This is a genomic window from Streptomyces sp. AC558_RSS880 (genome assembly GCF_019049255.1).
Taxonomy (GTDB): domain Bacteria; phylum Actinomycetota; class Actinomycetes; order Streptomycetales; family Streptomycetaceae; genus Streptomyces.
Genome location: NZ_JAGMUJ010000040.1, coordinates 203,699 through 217,545, shown reverse-complemented (window position 1 = coordinate 217,545; position 13,847 = coordinate 203,699). Strand labels below are relative to the sequence as shown.

Below are 13,847 nucleotides of genomic sequence, written 5' to 3'. Positions count from 1 at the left end.
ATGTGCACGGTCTTCCGGACGTGCGCGGCACGTGGATCTCACATGGGGTGACTCGGTATGAACCTGGAGCTCAGCGAGGAGCAGGAGGCCGTCCGCCGGCTCGCCCGGGACTTCGTGGAGCGCGAGGTCGCGCCCCACGCCACCGCCTGGGACCGCGCCGAGGAGGTCGACCGCGGCATCGTGAAGAAGCTCGGCGAGGTCGGCTTCCTGGGGCTGACGATCGACGAGGAGTACGGCGGCAGCGGCGGCGACCATCTCGCGTACTGCCTGGTCACCGAGGAACTGGGCCGCGGCGACTCGTCCGTGCGCGGCATCGTCTCCGTCTCCCTCGGCCTGGTCGCCAAGACGATCGCCGCCTGGGGGAGCGAGGAGCACAAGCGCGCCTGGCTGCCGGGCCTCACCTCCGGGGAGTACGTCGGCTGCTTCGGCCTGACCGAGCCGGGCACCGGCTCCGACGCCGGCAACCTCACCACCCGCGCGGTCCGCGACGGCGACGACTACGTCGTCAACGGCACCAAGATGTTCATCACCAACGGCACCTGGGCCGACGTCGTCCTGCTCTTCGCCCGCTCCACCGACGCCCCCGGCCACAAGGGCGTCTCCGCCTTCCTCGTCCCCACGGACACCCCGGGCCTGACCCGCCGCCCCGTCCACGGCAAGCTCGGCCTGCGTGGCCAGGCCACCGCCGAACTGGTCCTCGAGGACGTGCGCGTGCCCGCCTCCGCGATGCTGGGCGAGGAGGGCAAGGGCTTCTCGGTCGCCATGTCCGCCCTCGCCAAGGGCCGGATGTCGGTCGCGGCCGGCTGCGTCGGCATAGCGCAGGCCGCCCTGGACGCGGCCGTGCGGTACGCGGGGGAGCGGGAGCAGTTCGGGAAGCCCATCGCCCGTCACCAGCTCGTCCAGGAGCTGATCAGCGACATCGCCGTGGACGTCGACGCGGCCCGGCTGCTGACCTGGCGGGTGGCCGATCTGATCGACCGGGGCCGGTCCTTCGCCGTCGAGTCCTCCAAGGCCAAGCTCTTCGCCTCGGAGGCGGCCGTCCGCGCCGCCAACAACGCCCTGCAGGTCTTCGGCGGCTACGGCTACATCGACGAGTACCCGGCCGGCAAGCTCCTGCGCGACGCGCGTGTGATGACCCTCTACGAGGGCACCAGCCAGATCCAGAAACTGGTCATCGGCCGTGCGCTGACCGGGGTCTCGGCGTTCTGAGTACGCGTCTGAGTAGCTGAGCGGATGTGGCCGCGGCCACATCCGCCGACCCTTGTCCCCATGAGCGACACACCGGTCAAGCAGCAGAGCACGGCCGCCTTCTACGGCCAGGCCGTCGCGTCCTTCGGAGTGGCCATGGGCGCCACCGCGGTCGGCATCTTCAACCTCGACACCGACGCCTGGGTCCGCGCCTTCCTGGGCATCGCCGTCCTGTACCTCGTCACCTCCGCCTTCACCCTGGCCAAGGTCATCCGCGACCGCCAGGAAGCCGGGCAGATCGTCAACCGGGTCGACCAGGCCCGCCTGGAGAAGCTGCTCGCCGAGCACGACCCGCTGCAGAAGCTGTGACGACGGGCGCGCTAAGCGAGCGCTCACCCTTGCCGGTATGGTGTTACCCCTGCCAGCGAATGAGGTGAGCGATGAGTACGGCGGAGGAGCCGGCCGGCGCCGAGGCGCAACCGTGGGGTGAGGTCACGCCCGACGCGGCCCGACGATTGCTGCTCGCCGCCGTGGAGGCGTTCGCGGAGCGCGGCTACCACGCCACGACGACCCGCGACATCGCGAGCCGCGCCGGGATGAGCCCGGCCGCGCTCTACATCCACTACAAGACCAAGGAAGAGCTGCTCCACCGCATCAGCAGGATCGGCCACGAGAAGGCCGTGGCGATCCTGCGCACGGCGGCCCGCGCCGAGGGCGGTCCCGGCGAGCGGCTCGCCGAAGCGGTCAGCTCCTTCGTCCGCTGGCACGCGGGGGGCCGCACCACCGCCAGGGTCGTGCAGTACGAGCTCGACTCGCTCGGTCCCGAGGCCCGCGCCGAGATCCTCGGGCTGCGCCGGCAGGTCGACGCCGAGGTGCGCGGGATCATCGAGGAGGGCGTGCGCTCCGGCGAGTTCGACGTCATCGACGTCCAGGGCACCACGCTCGCCGTGCTCTCCCTCTGCATCGACGTGGCCCGCTGGTTCAACGTCGACGGTCCCCGCACCCCCGAGGAGGTCGGCGCGCTCTACGCCGACCTCGTGCTCAGGATGGTCGGGGCCGGGAAGACCGGCCCCGCTCAGAGGTAGTACCGGGCCACCGACTCGGCCACGCACACCGGCTTGTCGCCGCCCTCGCGCTCCACGGTGAACGCCGTGGCCACCTGGACGCCGCCCGGCACCTCGTCGACGGAGGTGATCGTCGCGGTGGCGCGCACCCGCGAGCCGACCGGGACCGGGGCGGGGAAGCGCACCTTGTTGGTGCCGTAGTTGACGCCCATCTTCACGCCCTCGACGGAGATCAGCTGCGGGCCGAACAGCGGCAGCAGCGACAGCGTCAGGTAGCCGTGCGCGATGGTCGTCCCGAACGGCCCCGCCGCGGCCTTCTCCGGGTCGACGTGGATCCACTGGTGGTCCCCGGTGGCCTCGGCGAACAGGTCGATCCTCTTCTGGTCGACCTCCAGCCAGTCGGTGTGTCCCAGCTGCTCGCCCACCGCCGCCTTCAGGTCGTCGACGGACGTGAAGATCCTCGGCTCTGCCATGTCCCGGCCTCTCGCGTCAGGTAGTCGCAGCGCATCCGTGTGCGCATGCCTAAGCAACTGCTTAGCATGGTGTGCCGGGCGATCCCTGTCAACGACAACCACCGCCGGGCGGGTGGGTAGGGTTCGAGGAGTGCCCCAGCTTCCCGAGAAGATCCACGAGCTCACGGTCGGCCAGCTCTCCGCGCGCAGCGGCGCCGCCGTCTCGGCCCTGCACTTCTACGAGTCCAAGGGTCTGATCAGCAGCCGCCGCACCGCGGGCAACCAGCGCCGCTACAGCCGTGACACCCTGCGGCGGGTCGCCTTCATCCGCGCCGCCCAGCGCGTCGGCATCCCGCTCGCCACGATCCGCGAGGCGCTCGCCGAGCTGCCCGAGGAACGCACGCCCACCCGGGACGACTGGGCGCACCTCTCCGAGGCGTGGCGCTCCGAGCTGGACGAACGCATCAAACAGCTCAACCGCCTGCGCGACCACCTCACGGACTGCATCGGCTGCGGCTGCCTCTCCCTGGACAGCTGTGTCCTGTCCAACCCGGACGACGTCTTCGGCGACCGCCTGACGGGGTCCCGGCTGCTGGCGGAGAACGGCGGGCGGCGGCAGGGCGGCCGCTGACCTGCACGGGGCGTCACGCCCGCGGCTGCGGCGGTGCGGCTGCCGCGCAGTGGTGAGGACGGCTGCCCGCAGCTGTGCGGGAGCGTGGTGCTGGGGGCCGGTTCGTGCGGTCCGGCGGGGGGCGGCGGGCGGCAGCCGCCGGGGCCGCCGCCCGCCTCGCTCACTCGTACTCCGTGCCGCCCTTGCGGGTCAGATACGCCGGGCTCACGGCCTTCGCTATGGCGCGGCCGCCGGTCACCGGGCTGTGGCGTTCGACGGCCGGGCGGATCACCACGCCCTCGCGCAGGTGCAGCTCCCGCCCGGAGACCGTCTCGCGGCCACTGGCGATCTCCAGCACCCGCTCACTGTCGTACGGACCCGTGAACAGCCGGGGCACCGACGGCAGCCGTCCGTCCAGCAGTTCCGCCGCGTCCAGCCAGCGCACCCGGCCGTCGATCTCCGCCGACACGTCGAACACGGCGTACCCGAGGGTGTCGCGCCGCCCGTCCGCGCCGTACGACAGGTCCTGCACACCCGCGCCGTACACCTCGCCGAAGACACCGACCCGCCGGGCCCCCAGCCGTGCGGCGAGGTCCGCCGCGGCCTCGGCGACGCCGTGACCGCGCACCGCCCGCCAGTACAGGTTGCGCGGGTCCTCCTTCAGGGCCAGCGACTTCGCGCCGAACCCCTTGGACGAGACGTACACCCGGTCCTCCTCGGCGGAGTACGTCAGCAGGCAGGCCGTGCCGTGCAGCTTCTCCGTGAGCACCACGGGCTCGCCGGGAGCGAAGATGTCCGGGTAGCGCTGGATGTTCTCGATGTCGACCCAGGGCAGCAGCTCGGGCGCGGACTCCACCTCGCCGCTCATCGTCGGCGGGACGGGCGGCACCCACTTGGTGATGCCGAGCAGCTCCGCGAAGTCGGTGCCGTCCGCGGCGGCCCGTACGAGGTCGACGTCCGCGAGCGCCTTCGGCCGGCATACGAGCCCCTGCGACAGCTCGCCGCGCAGCCGGATCGCCTTGACCCGGTCGTGGTTCCCGCCCGCCAGGCGGCCGGTCAGACCCAGCTCCTCGATCAGCGCGGCCGGCAGCACGGACTGCTCGGGGATGTAGACCGCGGCCTCACCCGTGCGGTACGCACCCTTGGCGACGACGGCCCGGTACAGGCCCACCTGGGCCAGTTCGAGGGCGTCGGCGCCCGGGTGCTCGTGGACGGTCAGGACTTCGGCGGTGACGCGCAGCGTCGACATCGGGACGGCTCCAGGGCTCTCAGGTGTGTTCCATCGCCCTCGACTGTCCACGGAACAAAGCCCTGGTACGACCGGTTTACCGCCTGCTACGGTCGCCGCGGCCACGCTCCGGCGACCGCCGCCGCGCCCACCCCGGCCGAGGCGTCCACCGCCCACGCCGACCGGCACCCGCCCGCGCCGCAGCCGTCGCGATCGCCGCGCACCCGCCGACGAGGGCGCCTCCGGCCCTTCGGCACGATCCCCGGGCCCGGGCCGGCCCGCGCGCACCACGGCTTCCCGGCCCCACGTCTTCCCCGGCGGGAGACAGCGGGGGCGCGGCATCCCCTGCGCACCCCCGCACCCCGACGCTCCCTGTCACTCAGGCCGACACCAGCAGCCTCGCCCTACGGGCGTCCGCCAGGGCTCCGGAGGTGAGCACGGGACGCGGCACCAGGATCCCGCAGTCCGTGCAGACCGGGCCCGTCGACGGCTCGTGGTCCAGGTCGAAGCGCCACACGAGCCGTTCCCCCCGGCACACGGGGCAGGCCGTGCCCGGCTCGCGCTCCAGCGCGGCTATCAGCCGCCGCAGCACCTCGGCCAGCGGCTCGCGCGGATGCACCCGCGGGTCGTCGCACCAGGCCACACCGAAACCGCCCCAGGTCAGCCGGTGCCAGTCGTCCACACTGCCCGGCCTGCGCAGCCCGTCGTGCTTCTCCTTCCTGCGGCGCTCGGCGAACTCCACCTCATAGCCCAGCCAGACCGCCCGGGCCTCCTCCAGCTCCTCCAGTGCGGCCACGAGCCGCGCCGGGTCGACGGAGCGGTCCTCGGGATCGAACCCGGCCCGCGAGCACAGATGGTCCCAGGTCGCCCTGTGCCCGTAAGGAGCGAACCGCTCAAGGCACTTGCGCAGCGAATAGCGCCGCAGCGCCAGATCGCACCGCGGATCTCGGACCTGTCTCGCCAGACTCCGGAAACCGGCCATCGTCCTGCACCTCCGTCACACCTGCACCTGTAATCCGGTCACTTCGGCGTCGTCGAACGGACGTCGCCGAATAGACGTATCGACACGCGAATCGGCTCCATCCTTTTTTCGATGGCCCCCATCAGCCGGCCGCGGGGACTCACGGGGCAACTCCCGTGATCCCTGCTTCAGTTGTGGTCGTACACGGGGATACCGGCGGTAACCCGCTCCGTGCCCTCCCCTCGGGGGAGAGGCCCCTCCTCGTCAGCCTGAGAACTCCCGGCGGCTTCCACGGGTTCCTGAAGACCCCGCCGATATGCACACCCGACGCAAAACGGCGGCGGGCCGCCGCCCGCCGCCGTCCCGTACCGCCCGCTCTCAGCGGTAGAGCAGGTACTCCCGCCGCATCCTCCGGAACGCCGCCAGCTCCTCCTGCCAGCCCGCCACCACCTCGTCCGTGTCCGCGCCCGCGTCGATCATGGTGCGCACGCGCGCGGAGCCGGTGAGCTTGTCGATCCAGTGGTCCGCACGCCAGGCGAAACCGCTCCACGACCGCTTGGCGGTGATCAGCAGCCCGATCCCCGTCCGCACCGGGTCGAACGCCTCCCGGTCGTGCACGTGCAGCTGGACGCCCCCGATGGTCCTCCCCTGGAACTTGGAGAACGTCGGCGCGAAGTACGCCTCCCGGAAGCGCACGCCCGCGAGCCCCAGCGCGTTCGCCCCCTCCGCCCAGCGGCCGTCGATCCCCTCGGCGCCCAGCAGCTCGAACGGCCGGGTGGTCCCGCGCCCCTCCGACAGGTTCGTCCCCTCGAACAGGCACGTCCCCGCGTACACCAGCGCCGTCTCCGGCGTCGGCATGTTCGGGCTCGGCGGCACCCACGGCAGCCCGGAGGCGTCGTGGAAGTCCGACCGCCGCCAGCCCGACATCCGTACGGTCTCCAGCGGCACCGGAGCCGTCAGGAACTCCCCGTTGAACAGCAGCGCCAGCTCCGCCACCGTCATCCCGTGCGCCTGCGAGATCGGCTGCCGCCCGACGAACGTCGCGAACTCCTTGTGCAGCACCGGGCCCAGCGCGGCCCGTCCGGTCACCGGGTTCGGCCGGTCCAGGACGACGAACCTCTTGCCCGCGAGCGCGGCCGCCTCCATGCAGTCGAACAGTGTCCAGATGTACGTGTAGAACCGCGCGCCGACGTCCTGGATGTCGAAGGCGACCGTGTCCACACCGGACGCCGTGAAGACGTCGGCGAGCGCCTGACCGCTCTTCAGGTACGTGTCGTAGACGGGCAGACCGGTCGCCGGATCGTCGTGGCGGCCCTCCGAGCCGCCCGCCTGGGCGGTGCCCCGGAAGCCGTGCTCGGGTCCGAAGACGGCGGTCAGGGCCACCCGGTCGTCGGCGTGCATGACGTCGACGATGTGCCGCGCCTCCCGGGTGATGCCCGTCGGGTTGGTGACCACGCCCACGCGCCGCCCGTCGAGCAGCGCGTAGCCGTCCGCGGCGAGCCGTTCGAACCCGGTGCGCAGCCCCCGCCCGCCCCCCTGCGTCGCCGGGCCGGAAGCGGCGGCGGCCGGTGCGGCACCGGCCGCGACCGCGGCCGTGGTGGTGGCGAGCAGGCTCCGTCTGGACAGCTTCATGCGGTGACCTCCGTGATCGTGGCGGGTGTCATGCGCACGCACGCTAGCGCGCGTGACCGCCCCGGGGAACGAACCGGACCGACCCCGCGCGGAACACCCCTTCCACCGGGCATACCGACCGGTTAGTCTGACGCCGGTAGCCGCTGGGAGCCGCGTCGAAGGAGACCGATGGTGCAAGCCGTGCAGGGTGCGAAGGTGGTCGTCACGGGAGCCGGGGGCGGCATCGGGGCGGCGCTCGCCCGCCGCTTCGCCGACCGGGGGGCGCGGGTCGTCGTCAACGACCTGGACGCCGACCGCGCGAAGGCGGTCGCCGAGGAGATCGGAGGCCTGGCCGTCGCGGGCGACGCCTCCTCGATCGTCGCCGAGGCCCGGGAAGCGCTCGGCGGGACGGTCGACGTGTACTGCGCCAACGCGGGCGTCGGCCGCAACGGCGGGGAGCCCGGCGAACCGCTCGACGAGCAGGGCTGGGCGCTCTCCTGGGACGTCAACGTCATGGCGCACGTCCGCGCGGCGCACGCCCTGCTCCCGGACTGGCTGGAGCGCGGCAGCGGCCGCTTCGTCTCCACCGTCTCCGCCGCCGGACTGCTCACCATGATCGGCACCGCCCCCTACAGCGTCACCAAGCACGGCGCCTACGCCTTCGCGGAGTGGCTGTCGCTGACGTACCGGCACCGCGGGGTGAAGGTCCACGCGATCTGCCCGCAGGGCGTGCGCACCGACATGCTCGACGCCAGCGGCAGCGCGGGCGACCTGGTCCTCAAGCCGACCGCGATCGAGCCGGAGGACGTGGCCGACGCCCTCTTCCGCGGCATGGACGAGGACCGCTTCCTGATCCTGCCCCACCCCGAGGTCGCCGAGTACTACCGGGCCCGCGCCGCCGAGCCGGACCGCTGGCTCTCCGGCATGAACCGCGTCCAGCAGCAGTGGGAGGCGACCCGGTGACCGCCTCCCGCTACGCCGACAAGCCCTGGCTGGCCCTCCTCACCGACGCCCAGCGCGCCCCCCTGGAGCCCGCCGACTCCCTGGTGCACGCCCTGCGCCGCGCGGTGTCCGAGACCCCCGACCGCACCTTCCTCGCCTACTTCGACGGCCGCCTGACCTACCGCGAGGCCGACGAGCTCAGCGACTCCCTCGCCGGCCACCTCGCCGCGCGCGGCCTGGAGCGCGGCGAGCGGGTGGCGGTCCTGCTGCAGAACTCCCCGCTCTTCGTCCTCGCCCTGCTCGGCGCCTGGAAGGCGGGCGCGGTCGTCGTGCCCGTCAACCCGATGTACAAGTCGGGCGAGGTGACGCACGTCCTGCGGGACGCCGACGTGGCCGCGCTGATCTGCTCCGACCGCGCCTGGGAGTCGTACCTGCGCGAGACGGCCGCCGGCTCGCCCGTGCGGATCGTGCTCACCGGCTGCGAGCTGGACTTCCAGACCCGCGGCGACACGCGCGTGCTGACCTTCGAGCGGCTCCCGGGGGCCCCGGACGCCGACGACCTCACCACGGCCGCCCGCCGGGGCCGGCCGGCTCCTGAGCACCGCGACCCCGCCCCCGGTGACACCGCGCTGATCAGCTACACCTCGGGCACCAGCGGCACCCCCAAGGGCGCCACCAACACGCACCGCAACATCATGTACAACGCCGAGCGGCAGCGCACGGGGCTCGGCCTGCCCGAGGCGCCGGTCTACTTCGCGCTGGCGCCCCTGTTCCACATCACCGGGATGGTCTGCCAGCTCGGCGCCTGCCTCAACAGCGCGGGCACCCTCGTCCTGGCGTACCGCTTCGAGCCGGGCACGGTCCTGGACGCCTTCGCCGAGCACCGGCCGCACTACACCGTCGGCCCGTCCACCGCCTTCATGGCGCTGGCCGCCCACCCCGGCGTGAGCCGCGACCACTTCTCCTCCTTCCGGGTGATCTCCTCCGGCGGCGCCCCGCTGCCGCCCGCCCTGGTGGAGAAGTTCCGGGCCGGCTTCGGGCCGTACATCCGCAACGGCTACGGGCTGACCGAGTGCACCGCCCCCTGCGCCTCCGTCCCGCCGCACCTGGAGGCGCCGGTCGACGAGGCCTCCGGCACGCTGGCCGTCGGCGTGCCGGGCCCCGACACCGTCGTACGGATCGTCGACGACCGGGGCGAGGAGGTGCCGTTCGGCGAGCAGGGCGAGATCGTCGTGCGCGGCCCGCAGGTGGTGCCCGGGTACTGGCAGCGGCCCGACGCCACCGCCGAGACCTTCCCGGACGGCGAGCTGCGCACCGGCGACATCGGCTTCATGGACCCCGAGGGCTGGCTGTACGTCGTCGACCGCAAGAAGGACATGATCAACGCGTCCGGTTTCAAGGTGTGGCCGCGCGAGGTCGAGGACGTGCTCTACACGCACCCGGCGGTGCGCGAGGCGGCCGTCGTGGGCGTGCCCGACGGATACCGCGGGGAGACCGTCAAGGCCTTCATCAGCCTGCGCCCCGGCGCCGACACGGACCCGGACGCGCTCGCCGCGTACTGCAAGGAGAGACTGGCCGCCTACAAGTACCCGCGCCAGGTGGAGATCCTGCCGGACCTGCCGAAGACGGCCAGTGGGAAGATCCTCCGGAGGGAACTGCGTTCCCTGACCCACGACGACTAGCAGCGACACGGAAAGGCGGGTGGCGGCAGTGCCCAGGACGACGGACGGTGACGGGACTCCTGTGCCGCAGCGGCTCCTGGCCGCCGCCACCCGGCTCTTCGCCGAGCAGGGCTACGACCGCACCTCGGTGCAGGAGATCGTCGAGGCGGCCGGCGTCACCAAGGGGGCGCTCTACCACTACTTCGGCTCCAAGGACGACCTGCTGCACGAGGTGTACGCGCGCGTGCTGCGCCTCCAGCAGGAACGCCTGGACCACTTCGCGGACGCCGACGAGCCGATCGAGAAGCGGCTGCGCGGCGCGGCGGCCGACGTCGTCGTCACCACGATCGAGAACCTCGACGACGCGTCGATCTTCTTCCGCTCCATGCACCACCTCGGCCCGGAGAAGAACAAGCAGGTGCGTGCCGAGCGCCGCCGCTACCACGAACGCTTCCGCGCGCTGATCGAGGAGGGCCAGCGCGAGGGCGTCTTCTCCACGGCGACCCCGGCCGACCTGGTGGTCGACTACCACTTCGGCTCCGTGCACCACCTGTCGACCTGGTACCGCCCCGACGGCCCGCTCAGCCCGCAGGAGGTCGCCGACCACCTGGCGGACCTGCTGCTGCGGGCCCTGCGCCCCTGAGGACGCCTTCACGTCCTGTGGCCCGCCGGTGGTACCGGCGGGCCACAGGACGTTCGGGGACTACAGGTACTTCTTCAGCTCCCGGCGCGCCAGCGACCGCTGGTGCACCTCGTCCGGGCCGTCCGCGATCATCAGCGTGCGGGCTCCGGCGTACAGCTCGGCCAGCGGGAAGTCCTGGCTGACCCCGCCCGCGCCGTACAGCTGGATCGCGCGGTCGAGGATGCCGACGACGGTGCGCGGGGTGGCGATCTTGATGGCCTGGATCTCCGTGTGGGCGCCCCGGTTGCCGACGGTGTCCATCATCCAGGCCGTCTTCAGCACCAGCAGCCGCAGCTGCTCGACCGCCACGCGCGCGTCGGCGATCCAGTTCTGCACCACGCCCTGCTGCGCCAGCGTCTTGCCGAAGGCGTCACGCGACACCGCCCGCCGGCACATCAGCTCGACGGCCCGCTCGGCCATGCCGATCAGCCGCATGCAGTGGTGGATCCGGCCGGGACCGAGCCGGGCCTGCGCGATGGCGAAACCGCCGCCCTCCTCACCGATCAGGTTCGACACCGGCACGCGCGCGTGGTCGAAGACCACCTCGGCGTGCCCGCCGTGGTAGTGGTCCTCGTAACCGAACACCTGCATGGCGCGCTTGACGGTGACGCCCGGCGTGTCGCGCGGGACGAGGACCATGGACTGCTGACGGCGGATGTCCGCCCCGTCCGGGTCGGTCTTGCCCATCACGATGAAGATCCTGCAGTCCGGGTGCATCGCCCCGGAGATGTACCACTTGCGGCCCGTGACGACGTACTCGTCACCGTCCCGCTCGATGTGCGTGGTGATGTTGGTGGCGTCCGAGGAGGCCACCTCCGGCTCGGTCATGGCGAACGCCGAACGGATCTCACCGGCCAGCAGCGGCTGGAGCCACTGCTTCTTCTGCGCCTCGTCGCCGAACTGCGCCAGCACCTCCATGTTCCCGGTGTCGGGCGCGGCGCAGTTGGTGACGGTGGGGGCGATCTGCGGGGACCGGCCCATGATCTCGGCGAGCGGCGCGTACTGGAGGTTGGTGAGCCCGGCACCGTACTCGGAGTCGGGCAGGAACAGGTTCCACAGCCCCTGCCGACGGGCCTCGGCCTTCAGCTCCTCCACCACGGGGACGTTCTCCCACGGCGAGTCCAGCCCGGCACGCTGCTCGTGGGCGACCGCTTCGGCCGGGTACACGTACTCGTCCATGAAGGCGAGCAGTCTGGCGCGCAGCTCCTCGGTGCGCGCGTCGAACGCGAAGTCCATGGTCCGTCAGCCTTCCTGAAGAGTGGTCAGACCGTGCCGGATGAAGACCGGGACCAGATCGCCGATGCGGTCGAAGCCGCGCCCGACCGTCTGGCCCAGGGTGTAGCGGTAGTGGATGCCCTCCAGGATCACGGCGAGCTTGAACCAGGCGAACGCCGTGTACCAGGAGACCGCGGAGACGTCGCGCCCCGACCGCGCGGCGTACCGCTCGATCAGCTCGGCGGGCGTGGGGTGCCCGGGCGCCTCGGCGGTCGTGGAGACGGGGGAGTCCGGCATGCCCAGCGGCATGCTGTACATCACCAGCAGCCCCAGGTCCGTCAGCGGATCGCCGAGCGTGGACATCTCCCAGTCGAGGACGGCCTTGATCGCGTCGTCCTCCCCGATCAGCACATTGTCGAGGCGGTAGTCGCCGTGCACCACGGCGGGCGCGGGGGAGACGGGCAGCTCGCGCCCGAGCGCCGCGTGCAGCTCGTCGATCCCGGCCAGCTCCCGGTTGCGGGAGGCGTCCAGCTGTTTGCCCCAGCGCCGCAGCTGCCGGTCCAGGAAGCCCTCGGGGCGGCCGAAGTCCGCGAGCCCCACCTCGCCGGGCTCCACCGCGTGCAGCTCGACCAGCGTGTCCACCAGGTTCAGCACCGCGTCCCGGGTGCGTTCGGCGCCGAGCGGGGCGAGCTGGCCGGCCGTCCGGTACGGAGTGCCCTCGACGAAGTCCATGACGTAGAACGGCGCCCCGAGCACCTCCTCGTCCTCGCACAGCAGCACGGTGCGCGGCACCGGCACGGCGGTCGGGTGCAGCGCGCTGATCACCCGGTGCTCGCGCTTCATGTCGTGCGCGGTGGCCAGGACATGGCCGAGCGGGGGACGCCGTACGACCCACCGGGAGCCGCCGTCGGAGACCGCGTACGTGAGGTTCGACCTGCCGCCCTCGATCAGCCGGCCGGTGAGCGGGCCGTTCACCAGGCCGGGCCGCTCCCGTTCGAGCAGGCCGCGCAGCCGGTCGAGATCGAGTCCGGGCGGGTGGTCGGGGCTCATCGTCGCTCCTACGGGCAGGAAACAGTACCCGCCTTATGATGCCGACCGGTCGGTATGTCGTCCAGAGCGGCGGCCGAACGTGATCGGAGCCACGATAGGCGCTCGTGGCGCCCGTACCCCGTCCGGCCGCCACGCGAATGGCGTATATCGGGTCATTCGGCTTGCACCGTGCGTGCGGACCCCGGAGGGTCGGACCCATGAAGGCGATCAGCTACTCCCGGTACGGCGGCCCCGAAGTGCTGGAACTCGGGGAGGTCGACGATCCCAGGATCGGCCCCGACTCGGTGCTGGTGAAGGTGCGGGCGGCGGCCGTCAACCCGGTCGACTGGAAGTGCCGCGAAGGCCATCTCGACGCGATCCTCCAGCCGGTGTTCCCGGTGATCCCCGGCTGGGACGTCTCGGGCGTGGTCGTCCAGCCCGGTCCCGCCGTACCGGAGTTCGCCGTCGGCGACGAGGTCATCGGCTACGTGCGCGAGGATGTCCTCTCGCGCGGCACCTTCGCCGAGTACGTGGCCGCCCCGGTGCGCGCCCTCGCGCGCAAGCCGAGCGCCCTGTCCTTCGAGGAGGCGGCCGGCCTCCCGCTCGTGGGGCTCACCGCGTACCAGGTGCTGCACCGCGTCCTCGAGGTCAAGCGGGGCGAGACCCTCCTGGTGCACGCCGCGGCCGGCGGCGTCGGATCCGTCGCCGTCCAGCTCGCCGCCCACCTCGGCGCCCGGGTCATCGGTACGGCGAGCGAGCGCAACCACGACTTCGTACGCGGACTGGGCGGGGAACCGGTGAGCCACGGCGAGGGCCTGACCGAACGGGTACGGGGACTGGCGCCCGAAGGCGTGGACGCGGTGTTCGACTCGGTGGGCGGCGACGCCCTCAAGGCCTCCGCGAACCTCCTGGCGCCCGAGGGGCGCCTGGTCTCGATCACCGACCCCGAGGTGGTGAGTTACGGCGGACGCTACTGGTTCGTCCGCCCCGACCCCCAGGACCTCCGGCACCTCTCCGACCTGGCGGACCAGGGCACGGTCACCGTCCACGTCTCGGAGACCTTCCCCCTGGAACGGGCGGCGGACGCCCACCGCCTGAACCAGGAGGGCCGGACCAGGGGCAAGATCGTGGTAACGGTGGGCTGACTCAGCCCGTCCGGCGTTTGAGGACGAGGCCGAAGGCCGACAAGGGGCTCTGGGGGCGA

At 72.3% G+C, this 13,847-nt stretch carries 14 protein-coding genes; 8 read left to right on the top strand and 6 right to left on the bottom strand.

Translation table 11 applies throughout. From position 1 onward, the window contains the following. Window positions 1–57 precede the first annotated feature (57 nt). From KUM38_RS17820 to KUM38_RS17810, 3 genes are all read left to right on the top strand, one after another. Window positions 58–1,209 (top strand): acyl-CoA dehydrogenase family protein, encoded by a 1,152-nt coding sequence (locus KUM38_RS17820; RefSeq protein ID WP_217130361.1) that lies wholly within the window; start codon window positions 58–60, stop codon window positions 1,207–1,209. A 60-nt stretch (window positions 1,210–1,269) separates the two neighbouring features. Continuing rightward, window positions 1,270–1,557 (top strand): YiaA/YiaB family inner membrane protein, encoded by a 288-nt coding sequence (locus KUM38_RS17815; RefSeq protein ID WP_217130360.1) that lies wholly within the window; start codon window positions 1,270–1,272, stop codon window positions 1,555–1,557. Between the two features lie 71 nt (window positions 1,558–1,628). Then, window positions 1,629–2,273 carry a TetR/AcrR family transcriptional regulator gene (locus KUM38_RS17810; RefSeq protein ID WP_217130359.1) on the top strand — a complete coding sequence of 215 codons (645 nt, stop codon included), beginning with the start codon at window positions 1,629–1,631 and terminating at the stop codon, window positions 2,271–2,273. Here KUM38_RS17810 and KUM38_RS17805 read toward each other — a convergent pair. After that, entirely contained in the window at window positions 2,264–2,725 is a 462-nt protein-coding gene (locus KUM38_RS17805) for a MaoC family dehydratase (RefSeq protein ID WP_217130358.1), read from the bottom strand. The two genes, KUM38_RS17810 and KUM38_RS17805, sit on opposite strands and share 10 nt — an antisense overlap. Window positions 2,726–2,855: 130 nt before the next feature. Here KUM38_RS17805 and soxR point away from each other — a divergent pair, with 130 nt between their 5' ends. Continuing rightward, on the top strand, window positions 2,856–3,335 hold the full coding sequence (soxR, locus tag KUM38_RS17800) for a redox-sensitive transcriptional activator SoxR (RefSeq protein ID WP_217130357.1): 480 nt from the start codon (window positions 2,856–2,858) through the stop codon (window positions 3,333–3,335). Window positions 3,336–3,495: 160 nt separating this feature from the next. Here soxR and KUM38_RS17795 read toward each other — a convergent pair whose 3' ends face one another. The 3 genes from KUM38_RS17795 to KUM38_RS17785 all read right to left on the bottom strand — a co-directional run bounded on the left by KUM38_RS17795 (window position 3,496) and on the right by KUM38_RS17785 (window position 7,135). Beyond that, window positions 3,496–4,563 (bottom strand): RNA ligase (ATP), encoded by a 1,068-nt coding sequence (locus KUM38_RS17795; protein ID WP_217130356.1) that lies wholly within the window; start codon window positions 4,561–4,563, stop codon window positions 3,496–3,498. Window positions 4,564–4,921: 358 nt separating this feature from the next. Then, a complete protein-coding gene (locus KUM38_RS17790; protein ID WP_217130355.1) occupies window positions 4,922–5,524 on the bottom strand; it encodes a hypothetical protein in 603 nt (200 codons plus the stop codon). 357 nt (window positions 5,525–5,881) lie between these two features. Beyond that, complete coding sequence (locus KUM38_RS17785; RefSeq protein ID WP_217130354.1) at window positions 5,882–7,135, bottom strand: exo-beta-N-acetylmuramidase NamZ domain-containing protein; 1,254 nt, start codon at window positions 7,133–7,135, stop codon at window positions 5,882–5,884. A 168-nt stretch (window positions 7,136–7,303) separates the two neighbouring features. Between KUM38_RS17785 and KUM38_RS17780 the strand changes: the two genes are divergently transcribed. The 3 genes from KUM38_RS17780 to KUM38_RS17770 are packed head-to-tail and all read left to right on the top strand — an operon-like array spanning window position 7,304 to window position 10,360. Further along, complete coding sequence (locus tag KUM38_RS17780; protein WP_217130353.1) at window positions 7,304–8,077, top strand: SDR family oxidoreductase; 774 nt, start codon at window positions 7,304–7,306, stop codon at window positions 8,075–8,077. Then, on the top strand, window positions 8,074–9,738 hold the full coding sequence (locus tag KUM38_RS17775) for a class I adenylate-forming enzyme family protein (protein WP_217130352.1): 1,665 nt from the start codon (window positions 8,074–8,076) through the stop codon (window positions 9,736–9,738). Before KUM38_RS17780 ends, KUM38_RS17775 begins: the two co-directional genes overlap by 4 nt. Window positions 9,739–9,766: 28 nt before the next feature. After that, complete coding sequence (locus KUM38_RS17770) at window positions 9,767–10,360, top strand: TetR/AcrR family transcriptional regulator (protein ID WP_217130351.1); 594 nt, start codon at window positions 9,767–9,769, stop codon at window positions 10,358–10,360. A gap of 60 nt (window positions 10,361–10,420) precedes the next feature. Here KUM38_RS17770 and KUM38_RS17765 read toward each other — a convergent pair whose 3' ends face one another. Then, a complete protein-coding gene (locus KUM38_RS17765) occupies window positions 10,421–11,635 on the bottom strand; it encodes an acyl-CoA dehydrogenase family protein (RefSeq protein WP_217130350.1) in 1,215 nt (404 codons plus the stop codon). A gap of 6 nt (window positions 11,636–11,641) precedes the next feature. Then, window positions 11,642–12,664 (bottom strand): phosphotransferase family protein, encoded by a 1,023-nt coding sequence (locus tag KUM38_RS17760; RefSeq protein WP_217130349.1) that lies wholly within the window; start codon window positions 12,662–12,664, stop codon window positions 11,642–11,644. Window positions 12,665–12,861: 197 nt separating this feature from the next. Between KUM38_RS17760 and KUM38_RS17755 the strand changes: the two genes are divergently transcribed. After that, window positions 12,862–13,788: an NADP-dependent oxidoreductase gene (locus KUM38_RS17755; RefSeq protein ID WP_217130348.1), complete on the top strand. Its 927-nt coding sequence runs from the start codon at window positions 12,862–12,864 to the stop codon at window positions 13,786–13,788. The last annotated feature ends 59 nt before the right edge of the window (window positions 13,789–13,847 follow it).

Bases quoted from the DNA above. Each gene is read 5' to 3' on its own strand.
- KUM38_RS17820 (WP_217130361.1), top strand. From the start codon at position 58: ATGAACCTGGAGCTCAGCGAGGAGCAGGAGGCCGTCCGCCGGCTCGCC.
- KUM38_RS17815 (WP_217130360.1), top strand. From the start codon at position 1,270: ATGAGCGACACACCGGTCAAGCAGCAGAGCACGGCCGCCTTCTACGGC.
- KUM38_RS17810 (WP_217130359.1), top strand. From the start codon at position 1,629: ATGAGTACGGCGGAGGAGCCGGCCGGCGCCGAGGCGCAACCGTGGGGT.
- KUM38_RS17805 (WP_217130358.1), bottom strand. From the start codon at position 2,725: ATGGCAGAGCCGAGGATCTTCACGTCCGTCGACGACCTGAAGGCGGCG.
- KUM38_RS17795 (WP_217130356.1), bottom strand. From the start codon at position 4,563: ATGTCGACGCTGCGCGTCACCGCCGAAGTCCTGACCGTCCACGAGCAC.
- KUM38_RS17790 (WP_217130355.1), bottom strand. From the start codon at position 5,524: ATGGCCGGTTTCCGGAGTCTGGCGAGACAGGTCCGAGATCCGCGGTGC.
- KUM38_RS17785 (WP_217130354.1), bottom strand. From the start codon at position 7,135: ATGAAGCTGTCCAGACGGAGCCTGCTCGCCACCACCACGGCCGCGGTC.
- KUM38_RS17780 (WP_217130353.1), top strand. From the start codon at position 7,304: ATGGTGCAAGCCGTGCAGGGTGCGAAGGTGGTCGTCACGGGAGCCGGG.
- KUM38_RS17765 (WP_217130350.1), bottom strand. From the start codon at position 11,635: ATGGACTTCGCGTTCGACGCGCGCACCGAGGAGCTGCGCGCCAGACTG.
- KUM38_RS17760 (WP_217130349.1), bottom strand. From the start codon at position 12,664: ATGAGCCCCGACCACCCGCCCGGACTCGATCTCGACCGGCTGCGCGGC.
- KUM38_RS17755 (WP_217130348.1), top strand. From the start codon at position 12,862: ATGAAGGCGATCAGCTACTCCCGGTACGGCGGCCCCGAAGTGCTGGAA.